The sequence below is a fragment of the uncultured Tateyamaria sp. genome, from assembly GCF_947504105.1.
Taxonomy (GTDB): Bacteria; Pseudomonadota; Alphaproteobacteria; order Rhodobacterales; family Rhodobacteraceae; genus Tateyamaria.
The window spans coordinates 33,751-57,845 of the sequence record NZ_CANNGP010000019.1; the positions used below are offsets into that span (position 1 = coordinate 33,751).

Annotated in this window: 27 protein-coding genes; 6 read left to right on the forward strand and 21 right to left on the reverse strand. The window is 60.7% G+C overall.

The features are described 5' to 3' along the window. Positions 1–31 precede the first annotated feature (31 nt). The 11 genes from Q1A75_RS12815 to Q1A75_RS12865 form a co-directional block, all read right to left on the reverse strand. A complete protein-coding gene (locus Q1A75_RS12815) occupies positions 32–952 on the reverse strand; it encodes a D-alanine--D-alanine ligase (RefSeq protein WP_299548315.1) in 921 nt (306 codons plus the stop codon). A 76-nt stretch (positions 953–1,028) separates the two neighbouring features. Next, entirely contained in the window at positions 1,029–1,952 is a 924-nt protein-coding gene (murB, locus tag Q1A75_RS12820; RefSeq protein ID WP_299548313.1) for a UDP-N-acetylmuramate dehydrogenase, read from the reverse strand. A gap of 31 nt (positions 1,953–1,983) precedes the next feature. Further along, positions 1,984–2,253 (reverse strand): hypothetical protein, encoded by a 270-nt coding sequence (locus Q1A75_RS12825; protein WP_299548311.1) that lies wholly within the window; start codon positions 2,251–2,253, stop codon positions 1,984–1,986. After that, entirely contained in the window at positions 2,250–2,498 is a 249-nt protein-coding gene (locus Q1A75_RS12830) for a DUF2484 family protein (RefSeq protein ID WP_299548309.1), read from the reverse strand. The genes Q1A75_RS12825 and Q1A75_RS12830 overlap by 4 nt, the downstream gene beginning before the upstream one ends. Next, a complete protein-coding gene (locus Q1A75_RS12835; protein ID WP_299548307.1) occupies positions 2,495–2,755 on the reverse strand; it encodes a DUF2484 family protein in 261 nt (86 codons plus the stop codon). Before Q1A75_RS12835 ends, Q1A75_RS12830 begins: the two co-directional genes overlap by 4 nt. Then, positions 2,755–2,985 (reverse strand): hypothetical protein, encoded by a 231-nt coding sequence (locus Q1A75_RS12840; protein WP_299548305.1) that lies wholly within the window; start codon positions 2,983–2,985, stop codon positions 2,755–2,757. The genes Q1A75_RS12835 and Q1A75_RS12840 overlap by 1 nt, the downstream gene beginning before the upstream one ends. Then, positions 2,982–3,278, reverse strand: a complete 297-nt coding sequence (locus Q1A75_RS12845; RefSeq protein ID WP_299592381.1) for a hypothetical protein — start codon at positions 3,276–3,278, stop codon at positions 2,982–2,984. Before Q1A75_RS12845 ends, Q1A75_RS12840 begins: the two co-directional genes overlap by 4 nt. Then, the gene (gene murC, locus Q1A75_RS12850; RefSeq protein ID WP_299548301.1) at positions 3,275–4,681 is read right to left on the reverse strand and encodes a UDP-N-acetylmuramate--L-alanine ligase; all 1,407 of its coding nucleotides are present in this window, start codon (positions 4,679–4,681) and stop codon (positions 3,275–3,277) included. The genes Q1A75_RS12845 and murC overlap by 4 nt, the downstream gene beginning before the upstream one ends. 2 nt (positions 4,682–4,683) lie before the next feature. Further along, positions 4,684–5,781 carry a UDP-N-acetylglucosamine--N-acetylmuramyl-(pentapeptide) pyrophosphoryl-undecaprenol N-acetylglucosamine transferase gene (locus tag Q1A75_RS12855; protein ID WP_299548299.1) on the reverse strand — a complete coding sequence of 366 codons (1,098 nt, stop codon included), beginning with the start codon at positions 5,779–5,781 and terminating at the stop codon, positions 4,684–4,686. Next, positions 5,778–6,941, reverse strand: a complete 1,164-nt coding sequence (ftsW, locus tag Q1A75_RS12860) for a putative lipid II flippase FtsW (protein WP_299548297.1) — start codon at positions 6,939–6,941, stop codon at positions 5,778–5,780. Before ftsW ends, Q1A75_RS12855 begins: the two co-directional genes overlap by 4 nt. Positions 6,942–7,061: 120 nt before the next feature. Continuing rightward, positions 7,062–7,589, reverse strand: coding sequence for a redoxin domain-containing protein (locus Q1A75_RS12865; RefSeq protein WP_299548294.1), 528 nt, complete (start codon positions 7,587–7,589; stop codon positions 7,062–7,064). 106 nt (positions 7,590–7,695) lie between these two features. Here Q1A75_RS12865 and Q1A75_RS12870 point away from each other — a divergent pair, with 106 nt between their 5' ends. Then, complete coding sequence (locus Q1A75_RS12870; protein WP_299548291.1) at positions 7,696–8,862, forward strand: NAD(P)/FAD-dependent oxidoreductase; 1,167 nt, start codon at positions 7,696–7,698, stop codon at positions 8,860–8,862. Between the two features lie 70 nt (positions 8,863–8,932). Here Q1A75_RS12870 and murD read toward each other — a convergent pair whose 3' ends face one another. From murD to mraZ, 9 genes are all read right to left on the reverse strand, one after another. After that, entirely contained in the window at positions 8,933–10,327 is a 1,395-nt protein-coding gene (gene murD, locus Q1A75_RS12875; protein ID WP_299548288.1) for a UDP-N-acetylmuramoyl-L-alanine--D-glutamate ligase, read from the reverse strand. Positions 10,328–10,400: 73 nt separating this feature from the next. After that, complete coding sequence (locus Q1A75_RS12880; protein ID WP_299548285.1) at positions 10,401–11,057, reverse strand: SDR family NAD(P)-dependent oxidoreductase; 657 nt, start codon at positions 11,055–11,057, stop codon at positions 10,401–10,403. Beyond that, positions 11,057–12,139 carry a phospho-N-acetylmuramoyl-pentapeptide-transferase gene (gene mraY / locus Q1A75_RS12885; protein ID WP_299548282.1) on the reverse strand — a complete coding sequence of 361 codons (1,083 nt, stop codon included), beginning with the start codon at positions 12,137–12,139 and terminating at the stop codon, positions 11,057–11,059. The genes Q1A75_RS12880 and mraY overlap by 1 nt, the downstream gene beginning before the upstream one ends. A gap of 12 nt (positions 12,140–12,151) precedes the next feature. Then, a complete protein-coding gene (murF, locus tag Q1A75_RS12890) occupies positions 12,152–13,600 on the reverse strand; it encodes a UDP-N-acetylmuramoyl-tripeptide--D-alanyl-D-alanine ligase (protein ID WP_299548279.1) in 1,449 nt (482 codons plus the stop codon). After that, the gene (locus Q1A75_RS12895) at positions 13,597–15,072 is read right to left on the reverse strand and encodes a UDP-N-acetylmuramoyl-L-alanyl-D-glutamate--2,6-diaminopimelate ligase (protein WP_299548276.1); all 1,476 of its coding nucleotides are present in this window, start codon (positions 15,070–15,072) and stop codon (positions 13,597–13,599) included. Before Q1A75_RS12895 ends, murF begins: the two co-directional genes overlap by 4 nt. A 17-nt stretch (positions 15,073–15,089) precedes the next feature. Beyond that, positions 15,090–16,877 (reverse strand): penicillin-binding protein 2, encoded by a 1,788-nt coding sequence (locus Q1A75_RS12900; RefSeq protein ID WP_299548273.1) that lies wholly within the window; start codon positions 16,875–16,877, stop codon positions 15,090–15,092. Further along, on the reverse strand, positions 16,874–17,230 hold the full coding sequence (locus tag Q1A75_RS12905; RefSeq protein ID WP_299548270.1) for a cell division protein FtsL: 357 nt from the start codon (positions 17,228–17,230) through the stop codon (positions 16,874–16,876). The genes Q1A75_RS12900 and Q1A75_RS12905 overlap by 4 nt, the downstream gene beginning before the upstream one ends. After that, positions 17,230–18,192 (reverse strand): 16S rRNA (cytosine(1402)-N(4))-methyltransferase RsmH, encoded by a 963-nt coding sequence (gene rsmH / locus Q1A75_RS12910; protein ID WP_299548267.1) that lies wholly within the window; start codon positions 18,190–18,192, stop codon positions 17,230–17,232. The genes Q1A75_RS12905 and rsmH overlap by 1 nt, the downstream gene beginning before the upstream one ends. Before the next feature lie 2 nt (positions 18,193–18,194). Continuing rightward, positions 18,195–18,686, reverse strand: coding sequence for a division/cell wall cluster transcriptional repressor MraZ (gene mraZ / locus Q1A75_RS12915; RefSeq protein ID WP_299548264.1), 492 nt, complete (start codon positions 18,684–18,686; stop codon positions 18,195–18,197). 749 nt (positions 18,687–19,435) lie between these two features. Here mraZ and Q1A75_RS12920 point away from each other — a divergent pair. Next, complete coding sequence (locus tag Q1A75_RS12920) at positions 19,436–20,209, forward strand: hypothetical protein (RefSeq protein WP_299548261.1); 774 nt, start codon at positions 19,436–19,438, stop codon at positions 20,207–20,209. Here the strand turns inward: Q1A75_RS12920 and Q1A75_RS12925 are convergent, their stop codons facing one another. After that, positions 20,210–21,283, reverse strand: coding sequence for an Mrp/NBP35 family ATP-binding protein (locus Q1A75_RS12925; RefSeq protein ID WP_299548260.1), 1,074 nt, complete (start codon positions 21,281–21,283; stop codon positions 20,210–20,212). Between the two features lie 223 nt (positions 21,284–21,506). Between Q1A75_RS12925 and Q1A75_RS12930 the strand changes: the two genes are divergently transcribed. The 4 genes from Q1A75_RS12930 (at position 21,507) to sigJ (ending at position 24,007) form a co-directional block, all read left to right on the forward strand. Beyond that, a complete protein-coding gene (locus Q1A75_RS12930) occupies positions 21,507–21,737 on the forward strand; it encodes a DUF1127 domain-containing protein (protein WP_299548257.1) in 231 nt (76 codons plus the stop codon). A 391-nt stretch (positions 21,738–22,128) separates the two neighbouring features. Beyond that, positions 22,129–22,512 carry a hypothetical protein gene (locus Q1A75_RS12935; protein ID WP_299548254.1) on the forward strand — a complete coding sequence of 128 codons (384 nt, stop codon included), beginning with the start codon at positions 22,129–22,131 and terminating at the stop codon, positions 22,510–22,512. Beyond that, positions 22,509–23,057 (forward strand): hypothetical protein, encoded by a 549-nt coding sequence (locus Q1A75_RS12940; protein ID WP_299548251.1) that lies wholly within the window; start codon positions 22,509–22,511, stop codon positions 23,055–23,057. The genes Q1A75_RS12935 and Q1A75_RS12940 overlap by 4 nt, the downstream gene beginning before the upstream one ends. After that, entirely contained in the window at positions 23,054–24,007 is a 954-nt protein-coding gene (sigJ, locus tag Q1A75_RS12945; RefSeq protein ID WP_299548248.1) for an RNA polymerase sigma factor SigJ, read from the forward strand. The genes Q1A75_RS12940 and sigJ overlap by 4 nt, the downstream gene beginning before the upstream one ends. Positions 24,008–24,095: the final 88 nt, after the last annotated feature.

Here is a 24,095-nt window from a genome sequence, read left to right on the forward strand (position 1 = left end):
GACCAGCGTGAAGGAGCGGGATCCGAGCGCCTTACCGGTTGCATGAGGCATCCTCCACCATCCAGGCGCACAGCTCGCCAAAGGACATGCCCGCGGCCTGCGCCTGTTCAGGCGTGAGCGAGGTCGGCGTCATGCCGGGTTGCGTGTTGGTTTCCAGCAGAATCAGGCCATCGGCGCCCTTGCTCTCGTCCCAGCGGAAATCAGTGCGCGTGACGCCTCGGCACCCAAGTGCAACATGGGCGCGCAAAGCATAGTCTTCGCACAATTCGTAAATTTGGGTCGGCATATCCGCAGGGATCACGTGGCGGGAACCGCCGGGTTTGTACTTTGCGTCATAGTCATACCAGCCAACGGTGATGATGTCGGTCACACCCAGCGGGCGATCCCCCATCACTGTCGTGGTCAGTTCGCGCCCATGCGCAAATGCTTCGACCATGACTTCTTCTGGCATCTCATCGCCCAGACGCGGCGGACTATTGGCGCCCTCGTTGACCAGGTAAATACCAACGCTCGACCCTTCATTGTTGGGCTTCACCACGTAGGGCACCGGCATGACATGATCGGCCATCACATCGACTTTCGACCGGATGACACTGTCGACAACCGGCAGACCCGCCGCACGGTACACATCCTTGGTGCGCTGCTTGTCCATGGCAAGGGCCGAGGCCAGCACACCTGAATGAGAATACGGGATACCCAGCCATTCGAGTATGCCTTGCACGCAACCATCTTCGCCCCAGCGGCCATGCAGGCAGTTCAGGACGGCATCAGGCGATATTGATTGTAAAACGGAAACAAGGTCGGGGCCGGCATCGACCTCAACCACATCATATTTCATGCCCCTCAGCGCGGCTGCGCAGGCCTGTCCCGTTGACAACGACACCTCGCGCTCAACCGAGGGGCCACCCATTAACACCGCCACTTTGGAACGTCTGCTCGACTGCCCCAACATGTGCCTCTAAGTCCCGGGGCCCTTTTGCGGACCCTCAATTTTTCGCCGAATTTCGGCCTGCCGTGCGCGTGAAATCCTAGATCGGATCACCAACCCGCATGATTTCCCATTCTAGCGTGATGCCACTGGAATCGTAAACCTTTTTTCGCACCTCTTCGCCCAATCCCTCCAGATCGGCGGCGGTTGCCTGCCCGGTGTTGATCATAAAGTTGGAATGTTTCTCGCTCATCTGCGCGCCACCGCGTCGTGCGCCGCGCAGGCCCGCATCATCAATCACCTTCCACGCCTTGAGATCGTGCACGTCGTCGTCCTGCCCGGTGGACGAGAATCCGGCCGGGTTTCGGAACGTCGATCCGGCGCTGCGATCCTTGGTGGGTTGGGTTGCATCGCGTTTTGCCAATTGATCAGCCATGCGCCCATGCAGGGCGTTGGGGGCCCCCATTGGTCCCCGCAACGTCACATGGGTCAGCACAGCGCCTTCGGGCAAATCGCTTTGGCGATACTGGAAGTTCAGGTCGTCCGCTTCAAAGGTCCTGATTGTACCGTCCCGCAATACGACCCGCGCCTGGACAAAAACATCAGCCACATAGCTGCCGTAGCAGCCCGCGTTCATGCGCACGGCACCACCGATGGCTCCGGGGATGGTACGCAGAAAGGTCAGATCAACGCCCGCGTCCGCCGCCTTGCGGGCAACATGCGCATCAAGGGCCGCCGCCCCTGCCGTGACCGTGTCGCCGTCCACCTCGATGCCGTTGAAACCACGTCCCAGCCGGATCACCACGGCCCGCAGACCGCCATCCCGCACGATCAGGTTGCTGCCCACACCCATGGGAAAGATCGGCACTGATGGGTCAAGGGCTGTCAGAAATGCGCTCAGGTCTGCGACATCGGCCGGTTGAAAAAACCAGTCTGCCGGACCGCCAACGCGCAACCAGGTCAGGCCGGACAAATCCCTGTTTGGGGTCAGAGTGCCGCGTACGGCTGGCAGATCATAACTCATGCCGCTGCAATGCCGTCACGTTGACACGAGGTCAAGACGCCTTGGCATGACGCCGGATCAAGCCGCAAAACACTGCGCCGCCCAGCAGCCCGGAGGCCATGGGCAGAGCAACCAGAAAGGTCGCCACAACCACCGCAAACCCGTCGCCCGGAAGCGTGCCGGGCGCCAGACTGACCCACAAGACCGTCGAAGCCAGCAGAATGAATACGGCTGCCAAACTGCGCAACATGAAACGCGAGGCCATCGACCATCCAGCGACAATACCCAAACCAAGCGCCGTAAGCGCAATTGCATACATCATCGGATCACCCTCCGTTTGAGCCAGCGACTGAGGTAAATGACCGGCCACCTCAGGATACTCATTCCTGCAACCATGACGATCAACCCCAACCACGGACCATGCTGCCACGTGACGTAGCCAATGATGGGAATACCAATCGCAATGAGCGCGTAGGCATTTGTCCAATGGTTGTCACGGCTTGGCATCATCGCAAGGACGTTTGCCGCAACACCCCATAGGCACGCGAGTATCAGGGATAGGCTCATGAGCGGAGCTCCGGCGGAAGTTGAGGGTTCTGACCGCGGGCCTTGGCCCAGAGATAGCGCAGTGGATTGCGGAACATTGATACAAAGGCCGCAAGCGCCAGAAGGCCGGCCCACCACGCCACTGAAACGCCGATCCAGAGGATCAGCAGCGGCGCCGCGATCAGCAGGGCGATACCCGGAAAATACTGATGGCGCATGGGCAGCATTGCGACAACCGTCGCGGCAAAGACCCACCCGATACACGCCCAGATCAACATCAACCGCGCCCTCCAAACCGCTTGCCGAGGACCCACCCCAGCATCAACGCAAGTGCTGCGGGACCGGCAAAGAACAAAGGTGAGCCAGGCGCACTGACAAAGAGATTGTAAAGGCTCAGAACCAGGCAAAGGACAACCAGCGCCCCCAACACCATTGGCAGGTTACGCATGCGCAGCAGGATACCGACGGGCATCATCAACAGCGCGAATATGATCGCAACTGTGGTCATGCTGTCCTCATACCGTTCAGTAGAACAAACAGGACCATCGACACGGCAAACAACGCCAACACGCGAGCTGCCTTGGCCGCGATGCTGATGTCTGCAGTCAGCGTGGCCACGACGTAGGTGACGATGATGGGCACCGCCAAAAGGCTGACTGCAAGTCCAAACAGAACAAATCCATGCTGCATCAGAGCCGTTGTTGCAAGCCCGATAGCCGCCGCGGCGACGGCAGTAACCCAGAACACCCCGGGGTACTGCCCACCTTTGACCTGCTCCCAAACCATGTGCATGGACGTCACGCCGCCCCCTTGTGCAACCGCGCAGGCAAACCATTGGCCCATGCGCTGATCGACCCGGCCCCAAGGCACACGACCATATCACCGGGCCGCGCCTGTTCGCGTACCAACCGTTCCAAGTCGTTTTCATCGACCACAGCGCGGGCGTGACGGTGACCATGACGGATCAGGCCCGCAACCAGATCATCGCGGCTGGCCCCGTCGATCGGGTCTTCACCCGCGGCAAAAATATCGGCGATACCCACGACATCAGCGTCGTTGAAGCAGGAACAGAAATCATCGAAATGATGATGCAGCCGCGTATAGCGGTGCGGCTGGTGGACCGCGATCACGCGGCCCGTTGTCGCTTGACGCGCAGCTTTCAACACGGCGGCAATCTCGGTTGGGTGGTGGCCGTAATCGTCAATGATCGTAACCCCCTCAACCTCGCCCACACGGGTAAACCGACGGTTAACGCCGCCAAAATTGGCTAGAGCCGTGCGGATCTCATCCGCCTTCATGCCCAGATGACGGGCCACGGCAACAGCGCTCAAAGCGTTCGACACGTTGTGATCACCGGGCATAGGCAGGCTGCAACCTTCGATCACCTGATCCTCGGCCTGCAAAGCAATGTCGAAATGGGCGACACCATTCTCATAGGTCAGGTTCATGGCCCGCACATCGGCCTGCGCATTGAAGCCATAGGTCGTCACGCGTCGGTCGGTGATCTTACCCACCAGGCTTTGTACGTCGGGATCATCGGTGCAGCACACGGCAAGCCCGTAGAACGGGATGTTCGACACGAAGTCATAAAAGCCTTTGTGCAGTGCTTCTTCCGTACCCCAGTGTTCCATATGCTCGGGATCGATATTGGTTACGATGGCGATGGTCGCAGGCAGGCGGTTAAAGGTCCCGTCGCTCTCGTCCGCTTCAACCACCATCCACTCGCCATCACCCTTGCGGGCGTTCGAGCCGTAGGCGTGAATGATACCACCATTGACCACGGTCGGGTCAAATTTGCCCTCATCCAGCAGGGCCGCAACCATAGTGGTGGTTGTCGTCTTACCGTGGGTTCCGGCAACCGCGATGTTCGACCGCAAGCGCATCAGCTCGGCCAGCATCTCGGCCCGCCGCACAATCGGCAATCCGCGTGCACGGGCGGCATCAAGTTCCGCGTTTCCCGGCTTGATGGCGGACGAAATCACAACCACCTCCGCCTGTTCGACATTCTTGGCATTCTGACCGACGAAGATATGCGCGCCCAGTTCCTGCAACCGTTCCGTGATCGGCGTGCGTCTAAGGTCCGACCCCTGCACGACATATCCATGGTTCAACAGCACCTCGGCGATGCCGGACATCCCAATCCCGCCAATACCAACGAAATGGATCGGCCCGACATCTCCGGGCAGTTTGGTTGCGGCATTCATTGTCAGACCCCTTTCTGGCTGAGGGTTTCGACCATATAGACAAGTTGTTCGGTGGCATCCGGTTTGCCAGCGCTCAGCGCGGCGTTGGCCATCTGCAACGCGCCGTGGGGATTGTCCAGTACAGCGTTGATCTGTTCCGCCACGTTTTCGATGCTCAATTGGCTTTCGGGGATCAGGATGGCCGCCCCCGCGTCCACCAGACCACGGGCGTTAGCCGTCTGCTCGTCCCGAATGGCTGCGGCCAATGGAACAAGGATTGAAGGCCGTCCGATGATCGAAATGTCAGCAACCGAAGACGCGCCGGAACGCGAAATGATCAACTGTGCCTCGGACATCCGGCGCGGGACATCGTGAAAGAACGGCTGCACATCGGCATTGATGCCGCTTTCGGCATAAAACGCGCGCACGCGATCTTCATCCTCACCCCGGGCCTGATGGCTGACGCGGATGTTGCGCAACCGATCCATGGACAGGCTGGCAATGGCAGGCGGGATGACGTCCGACAGGATGCGCGCGCCCTGGCTGCCACCGATGACCAGCACCTCCATCGGGTAGTCGCCGGGTGCAATGTACCCGGCTCCGGCCCGCTCCAACACGGCCCCGCGCACCGGGTTGCCAACATAGGTGCCTTCGACACCCTCGGGCAATTCGGTTGGCCATGTGCCGCAGGCAACAGCATCCATCCGCTTGGCAAACAGCTGGTTCACGCGGCCCAGCACACCATTCTGCTCATGGATCATACGCGGGACGCGCAATATCGTGGCGGCCGCCAAGGCAGGAATGGTGGGATAGCCACCAAACCCCACGACAACAGCGGGACGGTCACGCAGCATCTTGATCTTGGCCGCCGCTATGCCCGCAGCAATACGAAACGGAACGGCAATCTTGGCCAGCACCCCGCCGCGCGAAAAGGTGGCCGAGGACACCTGTTCAATCTCGGTCGTATGCGGAAACCCACCGGTGTAGCGCGCGCCTCGTGCATCCGTGCTCAGCTTCACCCGCCAACCGCGCGCCAGCATCGCCTCGGCCAAAGCCTGGGCCGGGAACATGTGACCACCGGTGCCACCGGCTGCGATCAGAAGAAGCGGCTGTTGCGTCATCGACGGCGCCCCAAAAGATCCGAAATCTCACCTTGCGGGCGGCTTCGGGTAAAGGCTAGCAGCATGCCGACGGCAATGCCCGATGCGATCACGGACGATCCACCATAACTGACAAACGGAAGGGTCATGCCCTTGGCGGGCAACAGACGCACGGCAACGCCCATGTTGATCATGGCCTGAACACCGAACATGCAAGCCAGCCCCGTGCCCGCAAGGCGGATAAACGGATCACGTTCGCGCACCAACCGCATCAGCGACCGCACCACGATGCCGGTGTAAAGCGCGATGATGCACAACACGAGGATCAGGCCATATTCCTCGGCCGCGACAGCGATGATAAAATCGGTATGTGCGTCAGGAAGTGACCATTTCACCTGCCCCTCACCAACACCAACACCAAAAAGCCCACCTTCCTGGATGGCGTTCGTTGCGTAGCCAAGCTGCGTGCGCGGATCGACATCAGGGCTCAGGAAGCCATCGATGCGGCGGGCAAAGTGCTCCGAATTGGAATAGGCGATGGTGCCCCCAAAAACGACCAACCCGGCCATGCCGACCAGAAGGATCATCGGCGCACCGGCCACGAAATACATGACCCCCCAGCCAAACAGGACAAGGCATGCCTGCCCAAAGTCAGGTTGCAACGCGAGCATCAGAACGATTGAGACACACAGCGCAAAAGACCACGTGCGCCCCGGCGGGCCGTTCAATTCCTGGCTGGCGGCCAGCATCCATGCAGCGGCCACAACAAAGCCGGGCTTCAGAAACTCGGACGGCTGAATACTGGCAAAGCCCATCGAATACCAACGCACCGCCCCTTTTCCAAAGTCGGTGCCGAAAAACGGCAACAACGCAAGCGCCACAAAGGAAATCAGAAAACCCAGCACGGCCAGACGGCGGACCACAACGGGCGACATCATCGACGTGACAATCATCAGCATCAGTGCGACCGAGCCGAAAAAGGCCTGCCGGGCGACGTAGTGAAATGGAGGAAAACCGTTTTTCTCGGCCAGCGGCACAGAGGCCGCAAGCCCCAGCAGCAAGCCAATGGCGAACAGGAACAAAACACAACTCAGCGACCACTTGTCGACCGTGCGCCACCATTTTGGAAGAATTGGTTCGCCGTCCCGCACCGGGACCGCGCCATAGACCATCTCAGTCATGATCTGCCGCCTTGCTACCTGTAACTGCCTCACGCCCCCGGTTGATCCAAGGTGCGCGCAATCACCATAGCGACAAATGGTCAGGCGGGCCAGCCTTTGTTTACTGGCCCGCAAGCAAGCTTATGCCGCTTTATGCGTCCCGCGGATCGGATAATCATTGCCACGCACAAAATTGAGACCGTTTAACACGCTCTGAAGGTCGGGACGCAGGAACGGTGCATTCGATACATCGACCATCTGGATCGCACCGTCACCGTTCACGACGAACAGGCCGGGCTCTGGAAATGGGCGGTCTGTTTCCTGCGCGCTGCGGGGGTCAGACACGTACACACCCAGCGCTTCCATCTGTGCCACGGTCAATCCATACCCCATGGCAACACTCAGCTCTTTCTCATCGACCATCGCTTGCGCCTTGTCCTGCGGATCACCCGACACGGCCACAACGTCGACACCCACCGCGTTGAAACTCGCTTCCAGCTCCTGCAACTGCGCGAGGTACTTTTTGCAAAGCGGACAATGCAAACCGCGATACACAATGACCAGTTGCCAATCATGCGCGCTCTGCGGCTCACCCAGGGTCAGCGTACCGCCGCCCAGTTTTGCGACATCAAGTTTCGGGAAAACGCTGCCTGCGGCCAAAGCTGTCATTTAGAATATCCTCATGTTTGTTGCACTTTCTTCGACCTAGGCAAGGCTGTGAGCCACACAACCCCATCTGCTTGACCCTTTCTGTGCGATGCTGCACGGGGACGTCATGGAATATGACACGCTTGTTATTGGGGCTGGGGCCGCAGGTATGATGTGCGCGGCCCACACCGGTGGGCGCGTGCTGCTGATCGACCATGCCAAGGCACCGGGAGAAAAGATCCGTATCTCGGGCGGCGGACGTTGCAACTTCACAAACCTTTATTGCGATGCGCACGCTTTCATCAGCCAGAACCCGCATTTCGCCAAGTCCGCGCTGGCGCGTTACACCCAATGGGATTTCATCGATCTGGTGGATCGGCACGGCATCTCGTGGCACGAAAAGACACTGGGCCAGCTGTTTTGCGACAATTCAGCCAAGGACATCATCGCGATGCTGCGTGGCCTCCTGCAGCAGTCTGGCGTTGAACTGTGTTTGCAAACAGCAGCCACCAACCTTGCCAAAAGCGACAGCGGTTTTGTCGCCACGCTAAGCGACAAACGGCAGATCACCACACGCAACGTTGTTATCGCCAGTGGCGGCAAATCCATCCCCAAGATGGGCGCCACCGGCTTTGCCTATGACATTGCTCGTCAATTCGGGCACCGCGTGACCGCGACCGAGCCTGCCCTTGTCCCCTTCACATTCCCCGACCGCCGCTTTGCCGACATTTCAGGTGTCGCATGCCCCGCCCGGGTCACGGCAAATGGCACCAGCTTTGATGAAGCCATGCTGTTCACCCATCGCGGTCTGTCCGGTCCGGCCATTCTGCAGGCCTCCAGCTACTGGCATGCGGGTCAGGACATCACTGTGCATCTGGCACCCGAGACGGACCTGACCACAATTCTCCGCGACAAACGGCAAACAGACGGAAAAAAAGCACTGACAACCGAACTGGCCCGCCACCTGCCCGCACGGCTTGTTGATCACCTCAGCACTCAGATGGATATGTCGGGGCGTCTGGGTGACATGTCAGACGCGCGGATCAAGGCACTGACCCACGACCTGCAAAACTGGCTTTTGACGCCGGGCGGCACAGAGGGGTACCGCACAGCGGAAGTGACGCGGGGCGGGATCGACACGGACCAGATCAGCTCCAAAACCATGGAGTCGCAAACCACCCCCGGTCTGTTCTTTATCGGTGAAGCATTGGATGTCACCGGCTGGTTGGGCGGGTACAATTTCCAATGGGCCTGGTCATCGGCCATGGCGGCCGCACGCGCCATCCAGAATTGATCCGGGCCCGAAAGAAGCAGTAGGGCGCGCCCAAAATCAAAATGGAATGCGCCGCAGGCGCGCCTTTGGATTACATTCGTTTCGTGACTTCGGCGGCAAAGTCCTCGCCGCGGCGTTCAAAACTGTCATACTGATCGAAACTGGCCGCCGCCGGGGCAAGCAAGACCACGTCCCCGGCCTCGGCATCCTCCATGGCAGCCGCAACAGCGGCCGACATGCTGCCACAAACCTGCGTCTCGACATTCAGTTGCATTGCGAACTGTGCCGCTTCACGGCCAATCACATAGGCTTTGCGCACACCAGATGCCGCATGATTGAGCGGGTCAAGCCCGCCCTCCTTCTGCAACCCACCGCAAATCCAACGGATGTTCTTGAACGCCGCCAGCGCCTTGGCCGCGCTGTCCACATTTGTGGCCTTGCTGTCGTTCACATACCTGACACCATCCGCCTCGGCGATGGTCTGGCTGCGATGCGGCAAGCCTGCAAAACTGTGGAACGCCTGCTCGATCACCTTGGGGGCCACACCAACAGCGCGTGCGGCGGCATAGGCCGCACAGGCGTTCTGATGATTATGTGCACCGGGCAACCCTGCGACGTCGCGCAAATCAATCGACGCCACCTGCCGTCCTTTGCGGTACTCGGCCAGAAACCCCTTCTTGGCAAAGACCTGCCATCCCGGGCCGGTCAGCTTTTCGGCACCAGACACGCGGATCACGCGATCATCGCTTGGCCCTTCGCTGAGCTGTCCTGCAAGGGATCGCCCTTCATCCTCATCCACGCCGATGACGGCCCTGTCCGGGCCACCTTCGGCAAAAAGCCTGCGCTTGGCGGCAAAATATCCACCCATACCCGCATGCCGGTCCAGATGATCAGGCGACAGGTTGGTGAACACGGCCACGTCCGGTGTCAGGCTGCGCGCCAGGTCGGTTTGGTAGCTCGACAGCTCCAGCACCACGATCTCTCCATCATGGGGCGGGTCGATATCCAACACACCACGACCGATATTGCCCGCAAGCTGGCTGGGACGGCCCGCGACCTCCATGATGTGATGGATCAGGGCGCAGGTCGTCGATTTGCCGTTGGATCCGGTCACGGCAATCACACGCGGCACGGTGTCAAAGCGGTTCCACTCGGATGTGGCGAAGGACTGGAAGAACAGACCGATGTCATTGTCTACGGGCACACCGGCCGCCCAAGCCGCCGCAATCACCGGGTTCGGCCACGGATAAAGATGCGGAATGCCGGGGCTGACGATCAGGCGTGCAACATCGTCAAAAGCACCGCCTTTCTTGAGGTCGAGGCACGCAAACCCTTCGGTTTCAGCCTTGGCGCGGGCGTCCGGATTGTCGTCCCAGCAGATCGGTGTCGCCCCGCCCGCCTTCACCGCGCGCGCCGCAACAAGGCCTGAGCGTCCAAGCCCAAGAACCGCCACACGCGCACCGTTCAGACCCTGCACCGGGATCATTGCGGTGCTCCTTGGGGGCTCTGCCCCCGGCCTGCGGCCTCCCCCGAGGTATTTTCAGCCAGAAGAAGGATCATCACCACGCCTTTTCCTGACGGTTGCGAAAGAACTTCCCGGTAACATCAGCAGGCGCGTCCAAGGCAAGCCAGATGCCTGTATCGGCGCCCTGCTCAGGCGTCCCCGGTGCAGCAGCCCCTCCCATGCGCGTATGCACCCAACCGGGGCACATCGCGTTGACGGTCACTCCCGGCGGCAGATCGCGCGGCAGCGCAAAACTCAGTGCATTCAGCGCGGCTTTGGCAACACCGTATCCGCCGGGGCCTTCCATGCCTTCGTCATAAGCGCCCCAACCAGAGCTCACGTTGATGATCCGCCCCTGCCCAGCCTGCTCCATATGTGGTAGACACAGAAGGATCAGTTCGAACGGTGCATGGAACATCACCTGCATGGAACGGCGCAAACCCTCGGGATGGCGCACCATGCTGTCCTCGATCAGAATGCCTGCGTTGTTGATCAGGATGTCTACACCACCAGCGGCCTCAATGGCCGGTGCAAAACTGGCGGCGTCTTCAAGATCAAGATGCACCCAGTCGCAGCCCAATTCGGTCGCGGCCTTTGCCCCGGCCTGCGCATCTCTTGCCCCAATCACAACGTCGCATCCCCGCGCCAGCAGGCCCTGCGCCATGGCATATCCGATCCCTCGGTTGCCGCCGGTGATCAGCGCACGGGGCATTACCGCACCTTCAACGTGGCAAGACCGATCATCGCGAGGATCAGGGAGATGATCCAGAACCGGATCACGATCTGCGGCTCGGCCCAGCCCTTTTTCTCATAGTGGTGATGGATCGGGGCCATCAGGAACACCCGCTTGCCGGTCCGTTTGAAGTAGAGGACCTGGATGATGACGCTCAGAGCTTCGACCACGAACAAGCCACCTACGATGGCCAGAACCAATTCGTGTTTCGTCGCAACGGCGATCGCACCCAAAGCACCACCCAGCGCCAAAGACCCGGTGTCGCCCATGAAAACGGCCGCAGGCGGCGCATTGTACCACAAGAACCCCAACCCCCCGCCAAAAAGAGCAGAGGTAAAGATCAACAGCTCGCCCGTGCCGGGCACATAGTGCACATCCAGATACTCGGTGAAATCAACGCGGCCCACAGCGTATGCAATGATACCCAGCGTCCCACCCGCGATCATCACCGGCATGATGGCCAGCCCGTCCAGCCCGTCCGTCAGGTTTACGGCATTTGCGGCGCCAACGATGACGATGATGGCAAACGGAATGAACAGTACACCCATATTGATCAGCGCATCCTTGAGTACAGGCACGGCCAACTGGTTCTGCAGATCGTCCGGATGACTGATCGTCGCAAAATAGGCAGCAATGCCGGCAATCAAAAACCCAAGCAAAAGCCGTATCTTACCGGGCACACCTGCCGTGGTTTGCTTGGACACCTTGGCATAATCATCGGCAAAACCGATCAAGGCGAACGCAAGCGTAACCCCAAGCACGATCCACATGAACGGGTTGTCCCAGCGCGCCCATAACAGCGTTGAGGTCGCCAGCGCGCCAACAATCAACAGCCCGCCCATCGTTGGCGTCCCGGCCTTCGAAAAGTGCCCCTCGGGACCGTCATCGCGGATCGGCTGGCCCTTGCCCTGCTTGCGCCGCAACACCGCAATCAGCGGACGGCCAAACAGAAATCCAAAGACCAGGGCCGTCAGAAACGCGCCCCCGGCCCGAAAAGTGATATAGCGGAACAGGTTGAAAAAGTCCCCGCCATCCGAAAGTGCCGTCAACCAATAGAGCATGCCTGCCTGTCCCTACGCATTATTTTGTGGGTCTTCGCCCTTAACCATCGGATGGCCCATTTTGCGGATCGCGTCAACGACCAGCGCCAGTTTCATGCTGAGCGAGCCCTTGACCAGCACCACGTCCCCGCTGTCCAGCCGACGCCGCACCTGTCCTGCCATCTCGTCCGACGTTTCGGTCCACTGGCCCTGCTTGTCCGCAGGCAACGCCTCGTGCAGGTGCTGCATCAACGGGCCAACGCAATGGATCACGTCGATGGCCGACACCGATTGCAATTCGGCAATCTCGGCATGCATTGCGGGGCCTTCATCGCCCAATTCTTTCATGTCACCGACAAAGGCGATCCGCCGCCCCTTGCTGACGCGCCCGATGTCATGGGTCACTTCCGCTGCCGCCAACACCTCAAGTGCCGCGCCCATCGACGTCGGATTGGCGTTGTAGCTGTCATCGATCAGTTCAAGCGTCATATGCGTTTCAACCGGATCCAGCACGACAACCTCTCTCGCACCGCGCCCTTGGTAAGGCGACCACCGGCCCAGCGACTGCGCGGCAAGCGCCAGATCCGCGCCCAGCGCCTCGGCTGCGGCCAACGCACCCAAACCGTTCATGGCATAGTGCCTGCCCACCGCGCCGATCTTGAACAGCAGCGGAACATCATGCGCCTCGGCCTGCACCACGGTTGTATCGCGCTTTAGATCAACGGATTTCAATTTGAAATCAAAGCCGTGTTCGCCAAAGCCAATGTCGCGGCGCTTGGCATCATGCGCCTTGGCCTGCAGGATCGCGGCTGTCGAACAATCATTGTTCAGCACCGCTGCACCGCCATGCTCCAACCCATCAATGATCGATGCCTTCTCGACCGCGATCCCTTCGATATTCTCGAAGGCTTCCAGATGCGCAGCCGCCACGGTTGTAATCATTGCGACATGCGGGCGGGCCATCTTTGCCAAGGGCGCGATTTCGCCGGGATGGTTCATCCCGATCTCGATCACGGCATATTCCGTATCCTTGGGCATCCGCGCCAAGGTCAGCGGCACGCCCCAGTGATTGTTGTAACTGGCGACAGAGGCATGGGTGCGCCCCTGATCCGACAGGATCGCGCGCAGCATTTCCTTGGTCGAGGTTTTGCCAACCGATCCCGTGATCGCGACCACACGGGCCTCCGTGCGGGCACGCGCCGCAACACCCAGCGCCTCCAACCCCTGCAGAACATCCTCGACGATCAGCAAAGGCGCGTCTTCGGCCACACCCTCCGGAACATGGGTCACAAGGGCTGCCGCGGCCCCTTTCTCAAGCGCTTGAGCAACAAATTCGTGCCCATCCCGCGCCGCCTTCAGCGCCACAAACACATCACCGGGCTGCAAGGTCCGCGTATCGATCGAGACACCCGTGGCCGTCCAATCCGTCGTGGCCCGACCGCCCGTTGCGGCAACAGCCTCGGCTGAGGTCCAAAGCGTCATGTCAATCGTCCTTCCAAGGCAGCCACTGCCACGCTGGCCTGTTCCACATCGTCAAAGGGCAACACATCATCGCCAACCACCTGGCCCGTCTCGTGCCCCTTGCCCGCAATCAAAAGCGCGTCACCCGGGCCAAGCGCATCCACAGCGCGCAAGATCGCCTCGGCCCGGTCGCCAACTTCAGTCGCGTCCGGACACCCTTCCATAACGGCGGTACGGATCAACGCGGGATCCTCGCTGCGCGGGTTGTCGTCAGTGACAAAAACGATATCCGCATTCTCGGCCGCGGCCTGCCCCATCAATGGGCGCTTACCCGCATCCCGATCACCACCCGCCCCGACAACAGCAATCAACCGCCCCATCACATGGGGGCGCATGGCCTTGAGCGCGGTCGCCACCGCGTCAGGCGTGTGCGAGTAGTCCACGAACACCGCAGCGCCATTCTGCCGCGTTGCGGCCAATTGCATGCGGCCTCGCACTGTACCCAGATGCGGCAATGTCTCAAAGACCCGCGCAGGCTCAGCCCCGCAAGCAATGACCAAACCGCAGGCCAGCATGACATTGTCAGCCTGAAACCCCCCGATCAGGGGCAAACGCGCAGTATAGGCCCTGCCCCCGTATTCAAATCGCACATCCTGCCCCGTGGCGTCAAAACGCTGTGCTGTCAGGCAAAGGTCACCGCCATCGCGACCAACGGCCAACACCTTTTGGCCGCGTGCGCGTGCAATGGCTGCCATATCCACACCACGCGCATCATCCATGTTGATCACAGCCACCCCGTCCTCGGGCAGGACCCGGGCAAACAGACCGGCCTTGGCATCAAAATACGCCTCGAAAGTGTGATGATAATCCAGATGATCCTGGGTAAAATTCGTGAACCCGGCTGCTCGCAAAGTGACCCCGTCCAGCCTCCGCTGGTCAAGGCCATGAGACGACGCTTCCATCGCGGCATGGGTGATGCCATTGGCTTTCGCTTCGGCCAGGGTCCTGTGAAGCGTGATGGGTTCCGGCGTCGTATGGGCCAAGGGCGCGGTCCATGTGCCCTCGACACCCGTTGTGCCAAGGTTGACGGCGGGCAGCTCCATCTCGATCCAGATCTGGCGCACAAAGGTCGACACGGATGTCTTGCCATTGGTGCCGGTGATGGCAACCATCACATCAGGCTGACCGCCGAACCACAGGGCGGCCGTGCGGCTCAGCGCCTCGCGCGGTGCATCGGTGACAACAACCGCCACGTCCTTCAACCAATCCGCGGCCAACGTCGCGCCCTCGGCATCCGTCAGAACAGCCGCTGCCCCCATGCGTACGGCATATTGAATGAACTCCGCTCCGTGCACGCGAGACCCGGGCATGGCCGCGAACAGGAACCCGTGCTTCACCTCGCGGCTGTCGACGGCAATGCCGGTGATGTCTGGATTGGCCCCACCGCGAGCGGTCAGGCCCAGCGATGAAAGTGATCGTGCCTGCGCGCCCATATGGATGGCCTTTTGGCTCAGTTGCTGCTGGTCAGCGTTATATCAGCGAGCGTGACAGGTTCAACGCTTGGACGCAGGCCCAAAAGCGGCGCGATCCGGCCAATCATCTCCGCCGCTACGGGAACGGCGGTCCAGCCCGCCGTACGGCGTGGTTTGTCGCCGGAAGTCTCGACAGGTTCGTCCAGGGTAACCACCAGCACGTATTTCGGATCGTGGGCCGGGAACATGGTGGCAAAGGTGGCAATGACCTTGTCATCATAATACCCGCCACGCGGCTTCGGCTTGTCGGCGGTCCCGGTCTTGCCGCCGACGGCATACCCCGGCACCTCAGCCATGCTGGCAGTCCCATCCGTCACCACCTTGCGCAGCATCTCGCGTGCAGAGCGTGCTGCACCTTCGCTCATCACCCGGTCGCCCAGACGAGGGCCCTGCTGTTTGAGAATCGTGGGCTTCACCAGCCGCCCGCCGTTGGCAATGGCCGCATATCCAGCCGCAAGATGCATGGGCGAGGACGACAGCCCGTGGCCATAGCTCACCGTCACAGCGCTCAGTTCTGTCCAGCGTTTGGGCAAAAGCGGCTTACCGGTGCGCGCCTCGACAATCTCGAACTCCGTCGGCTCGAAGAAACCCAGTGACTTCAGGAACTGCTGCTGCCGCTCCGCACCAATCTGCAAGGCCATGCGACCCGTGCCGCGGTTCGACGATTTCACAATGATATCTGCAACGCTCAGCTTGCCATAGTTCTTGTTGCGGAACTCACCGATGCGGAAACCACCTACACGCATCGGCCCTGCCGTGTTGATGATGGTCGAGGGCGACACGAGCCCCAGATCGACGGCCTGCGCCGCCGTAAATATCTTGAACGCGGATCCAAGCTCATACACGCCCTGCACCGATCGGTTGAACAAAGGGCTGTCAGACTGGTCACCGCTGGTCGCAGGCCGAGGCCGGTTGTTCGGATCGAAATGCGGCAACGACACGACCGAAATCACCTCGCCTGTCTTCACATCCATCAGGACCGATGTCGCACCCTTGGCGTTCATCAAGCGCATGCCACCATAGAGCACGCGTTCGGCTGCCGCCTGAACGGTCAAATCAAGTGACAGTTGCAGCGGCTTTTGCCCGTTTGCCGGATCGCGCAGGTAGTCATCAAAATGCTTTTCGACCCCGGCAACGCCAATGACTTCGGCGGCACTTACACCTTCTTTGCCAAAGCTCGCACCGCCCAGGACGTGTGCTGCCAACGATCCGTTTGGATACAGACGCATGTCACGGGGACCAAACAACAGACCCGGATCACCGATTTCATGCACCTTCTGCATCTGCTCGGGGCTGATTTTCTTGCGGATCCAAAGGAACTTGCGCTTGCCGATAAAGTCTTTCAGCAGCTCCTCTTCCTTCAGATCGGGAAAGATCGCGGCCAATCCCTTGGCAGATGCCGCCGGGTCCACCATTTGTGGCGGCTGGGCATACAGCGCATGGGTCTCAAAATTCGTGGCCAGCAAACGCCCGTTCCGGTCCACGATGTCCGCACGGGCCGCTGAAATGGCCGCCCCTTGGGCGCTCGCACGCGGTTCAACCGGTTCGGACGTCGCCAGCACACCCATGCGTACAGCGACGGTCACGAAGGCGCAGAAAAAGAACAGGCCCAAAACCAGCAAACGCCCTTCGGCGCGCTGACGCGACCGGTCGCGCATTTCCTCGTGACGGGCACGCAGGTTTTCACGCTCGATCGCCTCGGTGCTTTCACCGGCAGCGCGTGCAGGCAGGATGCGGGCCAGAGGACGCAGGGGGGTACGGGTCATGGCTGCTCTCCGTCGCCAGGCAATTCACCAGACACTTCGACCGCATTGTCGATGATGAGCAGCGGAGGCGCGGGATACGCCACCTCGTCCACATGGCCAAACTGGTCGGGACGGAAAGGCAGCAGGCCCAGCCTGTCAAAGTTGATATCAGCCAGGTCACGCAACCGGTCCGGACGGTTCAGATAGGCCCATTCAGCCTTCAGAACCGCAAGCCGCGAATGCGCTGTGCGAATGTCGTGATGCAACCTGTCCGTCTTGGACAGCGCCTCTTGCGTCGCGTAGTTCTCGCGGTAGGCCCAGAAGGCCAAGCCAATCACGGCCAACGTGGTAAAAATATACAAAACAGTGCGCATCAGATGGCCCCCCTGACCTGCGGCATACCAATACTCTTCGCGTCAATCTCTCCGGCGGGCGCATCTGTGCGCACCGCCACCCGCAGCTTGGCCGACCGGCTGCGCGGGTTCATGTCCAGCTCATCCCTGTCGGGTCCAATGGCCTTGCGGGTCTTCAATTCGAACTGCGCGGGTGCGGCCTCGACCTCGGGCGCGTAACGGTTGGGGTTGGCTTGCCGCCCGCCCCGCGCCGTCATGAAGCGTTTGACCATCCGGTCCTCGACCGAATGGAAGGTCACAACAGCCAGCTTGCCGCCGGGCTTCAATGCCCGCTCTGCGGCCATAAGCCCCTGATAGAGCTCGTCATATTCGTTGTTCACCGCAATGCGCAGCGCCTGAAAGCTTCGTGTGGCGGGATGCGATTGACCGGGCTTGGGACGGGGCAAGCATTTCTCGATCACGCCCACCAGCGCCATTGTCGTGGTGATCGGACGCGCCGTGATGATGGCCCGCGCAATACGGCGGCTCGCCCGCTCTTCTCCGTACTGAAACAGAATATCGGCCAGCACGCCTTCATCGGCTTCGTTCACGATATCCGCCGCCGACGGCCCATCCTGCGACATGCGCATGTCCAGCGGCCCGTCTTTCATGAAGGAAAAGCCGCGCTCAGCCTGATCCAGTTGCATTGAACTCACACCAAGGTCCAGCACAACGCCATCAAGGCTCTCACCGTACTGATCCAGCTTGGAAAACACACCGGGTTGCATCGTGATACGGTCGCCATAGGCATCCGCCCAACCGGCGGCCATCTCGAACGCAAGCGGATCGCGATCAACGGCGATCACCCGATCCGCACCTGCCTCAAGCAAGGCGCGGGTGTAGCCCCCGGCGCCAAAGGTGCCATCAAGCCACGCGCCTTCAATCGGCGCACAGTGCTGCAGGATCGCGTCGATCAGAACCGGAATATGTGGCCCCCCAGCCATTCCTACTCCATGTCCCCGTCAAGGTAGGCTGACGGGTCCAGATCCGGATCGAAACCGTCATCGTCCAGCGCCGCGATACTCTCGTCATAGGCGTCGGGCTGCCAGATCTCGAATGTATCGCCCGAGGAGACAAAGCGCGCCATGCCATCAAGGCCGATCTTCTCGCGCAGCTTGGCGGGCAGCACGATGCGGCCCGTGTCGTCCACGACGGTTTCGATGGCCTGCGCGCTGTACAGCCGCTCCATCGCCTTCCGCTTGGCGGACCCTCGTGGGAATTTGGAAATCTTGGCGTCCACCTCGTCCATGGCTTCAATTGTGAAGCCTTCAAGGTAACCGCGGGTCGCGCCACCATAGACGATGATCACGCGGGGCGGCAGGCCGTCAGTCCAGTCGGGGTCGCAGGCTTCGATCACACGACGAAACGAGGCCGGGATAGACACCCGCCCCTTTGCGTCCACCTTGTGGTCGCTTTCGCCTCTGAACCTGCGTGCCACTGTTTGGCCCGTCCCTATTTCGTTTCCGCGCCCCCGCGCTTCAAATTCGTTCCCCAGTCACCTGCGCCCTCTTGCCGGGGCTTGTGTTTTCCACCGCCCCTCAAGGGGCAAGAAATGGAAACGGCGGGTTGATCTGCTGCCACTGATCAACCCGCCGCCCTCGTCCCGCCTCGCGGGATGTCCAGCTGCGCGCGCCACCTGGGGGGATGTCTGCTCGCTCACGCGCCGGATCTCTGGTCTGATGAAAGCGAGGTGCCTGTATGAAACCTGCTAGAGTTTTGTTTTTTGCTTGGGGTCGTTCGTTGCCCCGTGCTCGTTCTCATCTGATGTCATTAGGTATGACGTGGGAAAACATGGGAAGCAATGGTTTTTTGAGGGTGGTAGGTGCAACAGCTTGCTTTTGCGCACGCTCAAAAACAACATATTGTGGCTAAACCGGCCAACCCTACGGACGATGATGGCACTCTGCAAGAGACAGACACAACATGTAGTGCCGCAGAGGCCAGCGCTAGTTTTTCCCACAAATTCCCAAAAAAGTGCGCCGAGCGATATCAATACGCTCATGTTCTTCTATTGTTCCAGATCTTTGGTGCAGAAATCAAACGACTTGATTCGAATCATGGTCGTTTTGACACTCTGCGCCCATGATTTCCCATATCACACACCCGCCCCGCACTCAGTCCCATGAAATCCCTTGCGCCGACCGCACAGACGCGGCAACAGCATCCAAGATCAAGACAGGAGCACACATGTCCCACGCCGTCCGAATCTTCAGCCATGCTATTTCCATGGTGTTCCGCGACTTCTCCGCCACGGTGCGGGCCACGTCGGCGGGCATTCTTCTGATTGCAGTGGGGTCAGCGCTGTTGATTGCAGTCACCCCCGGGCTGTTAAGCGGTGTGACCACCCTACCTGATCCATTCGTCCCATCCAGCGACGCGGAAAGCGATATCAATTTCGCGCTGATCATCCCCGCCTTCCTCCTGATGGCGGTCGGATACCTGATGATGATCGCGGCCTGGCACCGCTTTGTTCTGCTCCCGCCCGAGCGGCGAGGCGAAGGGTTCACGCCAAGCGCCGGCATCGTGCTGGGCTATTTGGGTCGCAGCATCCTTCTGGGCCTTGTCCTCGGCCTGATCGCCATCCCGATCTTCATTCCCGTTGGCATCGTCGGAGCCGCCGCGGGCGAGGTCGTCGCGAGCCTTGTCGCCATCCCGTTGGTCGCGCTTTTAGGCTGGGTGTTCTTCCGGTGGAGCTTGATCCTCCCCGCCTGCACAATCGGGCACAAGATGAAGTTCAGCGAAAGCTGGGAGGCGTCCAGACCGCTGGCCGGCACGATCTTCGGGATCATGATCATCCTTGCGGTCTTCGATTTCGCCCTGAACACCGTCCTGTCGTCGATCCTGACGGACAACATCGTCAGCGGACTGATCTCTGTGATCGTGTCGTTGCTCTACGCCCTCGTCAGCGCCAGCATCCTCACCACCATCTACGGCATCGCCGTCGAAGGGCGTGACGTCTGATCACGCCATCCCGCCCTTGATGAGCCCCTCGGCAATGCGGGCATAGGCCTGCGCCATGGGGCCATCGCCCAACGCAACGGGCGTCCCCCCGTCCCCGGCCAGCCGGGTCTCAAGGTCGATGGGCAGCGCACCCAGCAGCGGCACACCCAGCTTGTCGGCCTCCGCCGCCACACCGCCCTGACCGAAAATCTGATGCTCTGATCCACAGTCGGGGCACACAAACATCGACATATTCTCGATCAGACCCAGCACCGGCGTCTTGAGCGTGGTGAACATGTCCAGCGCCTTGCGGGCGTCAATCAACGCAACGTCCTGCGGGGTGCTGACAACAATGGCCCCGGACAGTTCGGACTTGGTGCACAAGGTCAGCTGTACGTCGCCAGTGCCGGGCGGCAGGTCGACAAGCAAAATGTCCAACTCGCCCCACTCCACCTGCCCCAGCATCTGCTGCAGCGCGCCCATCAGCATGGGGCCACGCCAAACGACGGCCTTACCCTCTTCCAACATGAACCCGATGGACATCAGGGTCACACCATGGGCGTGCAATGGAATGATGGTTTTGCCATCGGGCGAGGCCGGGCGCTTGTTCACTCCCATCATCCGGGGCTGGGACGGACCGTATATATCTGCATCCAGCAGCCCAACCTTGCGTCCCTGCTTGGCAAGCGCCACGGCCAGGTTCGACGACACGGTGGATTTGCCGACACCGCCCTTGCCGGATCCGATGGCAAGGATGCGTTTGACGCCTGTGGGCTTGGTGGGCCCCTCCTGAGGTTTCGGATGTCCCCCGATCTTCAGGCTTGGCGGGGCCGCGGCCTTCTTGGCAGGTCCATGTGCGGTCAATGCAACGCGCACATCGCCCACGGCCTCCAACGACCGGACGGCCGCCTCGGCAGCGGCACGCACGGGCTCCATTTGCGCCGCCAGTTCCGGGGTCGGGGCCTCGATCACAAACTGCACGGCATCGCCCTGCACCTGCACCGCTCGAATCAAATCACGGCTGATCAGATCACCACCGTCCGGCATTCCCACGCGCGTCAGCGCGTCCATAACATTTTGCTTCGTGACAGCCATGCTCGATTTCCCCGCTTTATGGTGAAAGAAATGGCACAAATTTCCCGTCTTGCAAGAGCCCGTAAACTGCTACGGCGCAAACGCCGCATCGTTGTGCACATTGCCCGACAATTCGACCGGAACCCCATGCAATTGCTGCATAGCAGCATTGAATTGGTGTGTATTGTGCACCCGCAGCATTGGCTTATATTCAGGTCAACGAAACGAGCATGAGGCAAAGAACATGGCCTATTACAATGACGTAGCACGTCGCACCAACCTCGTCGAACGTACCCTCGGCACGGTTGCCCGCGTGTTTGAAGCTGCTGCAGAGCGTCGCGCAAAACAGCGCATCTTCCGCAGCACATTTACCGAGCTGAACGCTCTGTCCAACCGCGAACTGGCCGATCTGGGTCTGCACCGGTCGGAACTGAAGCGCGTGGCTTGGGAATCCGCGAACGACGTCGCGGCGTAAACAAGGAACACACGGATCAGATCGCCCCCTCCTCCTCCCTGGGGCATCTGAAATTGGCGGCGGCGCCTTCCTCCTCCCTGGCGTCGCCGCACTTTAACACCGCAATACATCGCACTTTCGGTCTTCCTCCTCCCTGACCGACGCGATGTTGCAAGCGCGGCGGCATTCACCTCCTCCCGAATGTCGTCGCACGAATACCGCACCAAAAACGGTGCAGAGATTGTCAAACCGGTCCTCCTCCTCCCTGACCGGATGGCATGACGAAGGCGGCGGCCCCCTCCTCCCTGGGGCCGCCGCTTTTTTGTTTTCACACCCAAGAAAATCATCCGGAGATGTCACACACGCCCGACCGGCCACGTCATCCTCATGACACTGGCAAGGATACAGTCGCATGGTGCGTGTTCTCTGGATCGTAGGGATCTATTATTTGGCCTCGGGCGTCCTGATGTGGACGCAGCCGCAGTTCTGGTACGCCAACACCCCCGGTGTTGCAGCCATGGGTCCGTTCAACCTTCATTTCATCCGCGACATAGCACTGGTGCTTGGCGTCAGTGGGCTCGCCATCCTGCACGCCGCACGCACACGGTCACGCGATGTCCTGATTGTCGGGCTGGGCTGGCCCGCGCTGCACGCCCTCTATCACCTCGCGATATGGGCCAACCGCGGCTTTGCCTTTGACATGATCACCCTCGTCAACCTGTTGGGCATCCAGCTTCCGGTCTGGACAAGCCTTGCAATCGCTTTCTCAATGCAACCCAAGGAGCAAACCTCATGATCCGCGCATTTCTTCATTCCGGCGCCCGCCGCTTTGGCCAACAATTCAACTACAATACGCAATACATGCACGACTTGATCGACATCGACCCGCGCGCAGGTCTGCGCCTGACCCTGTTTCAAAAGGTCAGCGCCTATGCTGGTCCCAAATCCGCCCATCATGTTCGGATGGGGGCCATGGTCGGCTCCGCTGTCGAGGGCGATTGCGGACCCTGCGCGCAACTGACCGTCGACATGGCCCTGGCCTATGGCGCACGTGCGGCAGACATCCAGGCAAGCCTGAACGGCGCGCCCGATGCGGCAGGCGACTTCGGCCTCGGCTACCAGTTTGCCTGGGCCGCGATCCGGGGCGATGACACACTCGACGCACTGCGCGCCCGGATCGAAGCGACGCATGGTCCGCGCGCCGTTGTTGCAGCGTCCTTCGCCGCTGCATTCACCCGCGCCTACCCCGTGCTCAAGCGCAGCATGGGCCACGGCAAACTGTGCCAACGGCTGGATGTGAACGGCACGTCCATCACGCTCACCCAACCGGTTGCTGCATGACGTGGACCGACCAATTCGAAGCACAGCGGCCGATGCTCACGGCCCTGTGCTACCGCATGCTCGGCGAACGTGCCGCCGCCGAAGACGCGGTGCAGGACACGTGGTTCAAATGGGCGGCGGCGGATCATACAGCCATTCGGACGCCCGCCGCATGGCTGCGCACCGCTGCAACACGGGTTGCCATCGACAGCCTCCGGCGGGCCAAGACCCGGCGCAAATCCTATATGGGGCCATGGTTGCCCGAACCCCTGATCGTGGATGAAAACACGCCCGAAGACAGCTTTGCCCAGGCGCAGGACTGTGAACTGGCGCTGCTCTGGATGATGGACACGCTGCCCACCAGCGAACGCGCCGCCTTTGTCCTGCGCGAGGCGTTCGATGCATCCTATACCGACATCGCCCAGACACTGGGCAAATCCGAAGCCGCCTGCCGCCAACTGGTCAGCCGCGCTCACCGTCGCGTCGCACAATCCTCCCCGGACCTGACACAACCAGCGGGCAAGCGGGCCGCGCAGATCAGCGGCTTTCTCGCCGCCATCGTCAGCAATGATCTCGACGCAGCAAAATCATATCTGGCCGAAGACGCCATCGCGATCTCGGATGGCGGGGCCAAGGCTCGTGCGGCCCGCCGCCCGCTCATCGGCCCGGATGATATTGTTCTGGTCTCGCACGCGGTCACGCTGAAACATGCCGGCGTCCTCGTGCCCACACCGGTCACCGCAAATGGCCACCCCGCGCTGCTGATGACCGAAAACGGTCGGGCTGAAACACTGTTCACTGTGGCATTGAACAGTCAGGGCCAGATCTGCTGGATGTACACGATGCGCAACCCGGACAAGCTGCCAAACCTGATCGCGAACCGGGTCGGCGGGCGGGCGCCTTTGCGCCAGCAAACAGAGCCGCCCGACGGCAAAGCTTTCAAAACAGTTAAGCCCTCCGCGCAAACGTAAACAACGGGCAAGAATGACCGGATCGTTAACGCGGTCCGGCCAAGCAAAACACGCAGTTTCGGCGCTAAAATGCGCAGTTTGGCAAAAA

What these genes read in the sequence shown, in the direction of transcription:
- Q1A75_RS12935 (WP_299548254.1), top strand. Translation starts at nt 22,129, where the DNA reads ATGGTGCGTGTTCTCTGGATCGTAGGGATCTATTATTTGGCCTCGGGC.
- Q1A75_RS12840 (WP_299548305.1), bottom strand. Translation starts at nt 2,985, where the DNA reads ATGACCACAGTTGCGATCATATTCGCGCTGTTGATGATGCCCGTCGGT.
- Q1A75_RS12900 (WP_299548273.1), bottom strand. Translation starts at nt 16,877, where the DNA reads ATGACCCGTACCCCCCTGCGTCCTCTGGCCCGCATCCTGCCTGCACGC.
- rsmH (WP_299548267.1), bottom strand. Translation starts at nt 18,192, where the DNA reads ATGGCTGGGGGGCCACATATTCCGGTTCTGATCGACGCGATCCTGCAG.
- ftsW (WP_299548297.1), bottom strand. Translation starts at nt 6,941, where the DNA reads ATGACTGAGATGGTCTATGGCGCGGTCCCGGTGCGGGACGGCGAACCA.
- murF (WP_299548279.1), bottom strand. Translation starts at nt 13,600, where the DNA reads ATGACGCTTTGGACCTCAGCCGAGGCTGTTGCCGCAACGGGCGGTCGG.
- Q1A75_RS12865 (WP_299548294.1), bottom strand. Translation starts at nt 7,589, where the DNA reads ATGACAGCTTTGGCCGCAGGCAGCGTTTTCCCGAAACTTGATGTCGCA.
- murB (WP_299548313.1), bottom strand. Translation starts at nt 1,952, where the DNA reads ATGAGTTATGATCTGCCAGCCGTACGCGGCACTCTGACCCCAAACAGG.
- Q1A75_RS12855 (WP_299548299.1), bottom strand. Translation starts at nt 5,781, where the DNA reads ATGACGCAACAGCCGCTTCTTCTGATCGCAGCCGGTGGCACCGGTGGT.
- Q1A75_RS12895 (WP_299548276.1), bottom strand. Translation starts at nt 15,072, where the DNA reads ATGGGCGCGCAGGCACGATCACTTTCATCGCTGGGCCTGACCGCTCGC.
- Q1A75_RS12930 (WP_299548257.1), top strand. Translation starts at nt 21,507, where the DNA reads ATGGCCTATTACAATGACGTAGCACGTCGCACCAACCTCGTCGAACGT.
- Q1A75_RS12815 (WP_299548315.1), bottom strand. Translation starts at nt 952, where the DNA reads ATGTTGGGGCAGTCGAGCAGACGTTCCAAAGTGGCGGTGTTAATGGGT.
- murC (WP_299548301.1), bottom strand. Translation starts at nt 4,681, where the DNA reads ATGAATGCCGCAACCAAACTGCCCGGAGATGTCGGGCCGATCCATTTC.
- Q1A75_RS12925 (WP_299548260.1), bottom strand. Translation starts at nt 21,283, where the DNA reads ATGGCTGTCACGAAGCAAAATGTTATGGACGCGCTGACGCGCGTGGGA.
- Q1A75_RS12905 (WP_299548270.1), bottom strand. Translation starts at nt 17,230, where the DNA reads ATGCGCACTGTTTTGTATATTTTTACCACGTTGGCCGTGATTGGCTTG.
- murD (WP_299548288.1), bottom strand. Translation starts at nt 10,327, where the DNA reads ATGATCCCGGTGCAGGGTCTGAACGGTGCGCGTGTGGCGGTTCTTGGG.
- Q1A75_RS12835 (WP_299548307.1), bottom strand. Translation starts at nt 2,755, where the DNA reads ATGTTGATCTGGGCGTGTATCGGGTGGGTCTTTGCCGCGACGGTTGTC.
- mraY (WP_299548282.1), bottom strand. Translation starts at nt 12,139, where the DNA reads ATGCTCTATTGGTTGACGGCACTTTCGGATGGCGGGGACTTTTTCAAC.
- Q1A75_RS12940 (WP_299548251.1), top strand. Translation starts at nt 22,509, where the DNA reads ATGATCCGCGCATTTCTTCATTCCGGCGCCCGCCGCTTTGGCCAACAA.
- sigJ (WP_299548248.1), top strand. Translation starts at nt 23,054, where the DNA reads ATGACGTGGACCGACCAATTCGAAGCACAGCGGCCGATGCTCACGGCC.
- Q1A75_RS12830 (WP_299548309.1), bottom strand. Translation starts at nt 2,498, where the DNA reads ATGAGCCTATCCCTGATACTCGCGTGCCTATGGGGTGTTGCGGCAAAC.
- Q1A75_RS12880 (WP_299548285.1), bottom strand. Translation starts at nt 11,057, where the DNA reads ATGCCCCGTGCGCTGATCACCGGCGGCAACCGAGGGATCGGATATGCC.
- Q1A75_RS12920 (WP_299548261.1), top strand. Translation starts at nt 19,436, where the DNA reads ATGTCCCACGCCGTCCGAATCTTCAGCCATGCTATTTCCATGGTGTTC.
- Q1A75_RS12825 (WP_299548311.1), bottom strand. Translation starts at nt 2,253, where the DNA reads ATGATGTATGCAATTGCGCTTACGGCGCTTGGTTTGGGTATTGTCGCT.
- Q1A75_RS12870 (WP_299548291.1), top strand. Translation starts at nt 7,696, where the DNA reads ATGGAATATGACACGCTTGTTATTGGGGCTGGGGCCGCAGGTATGATG.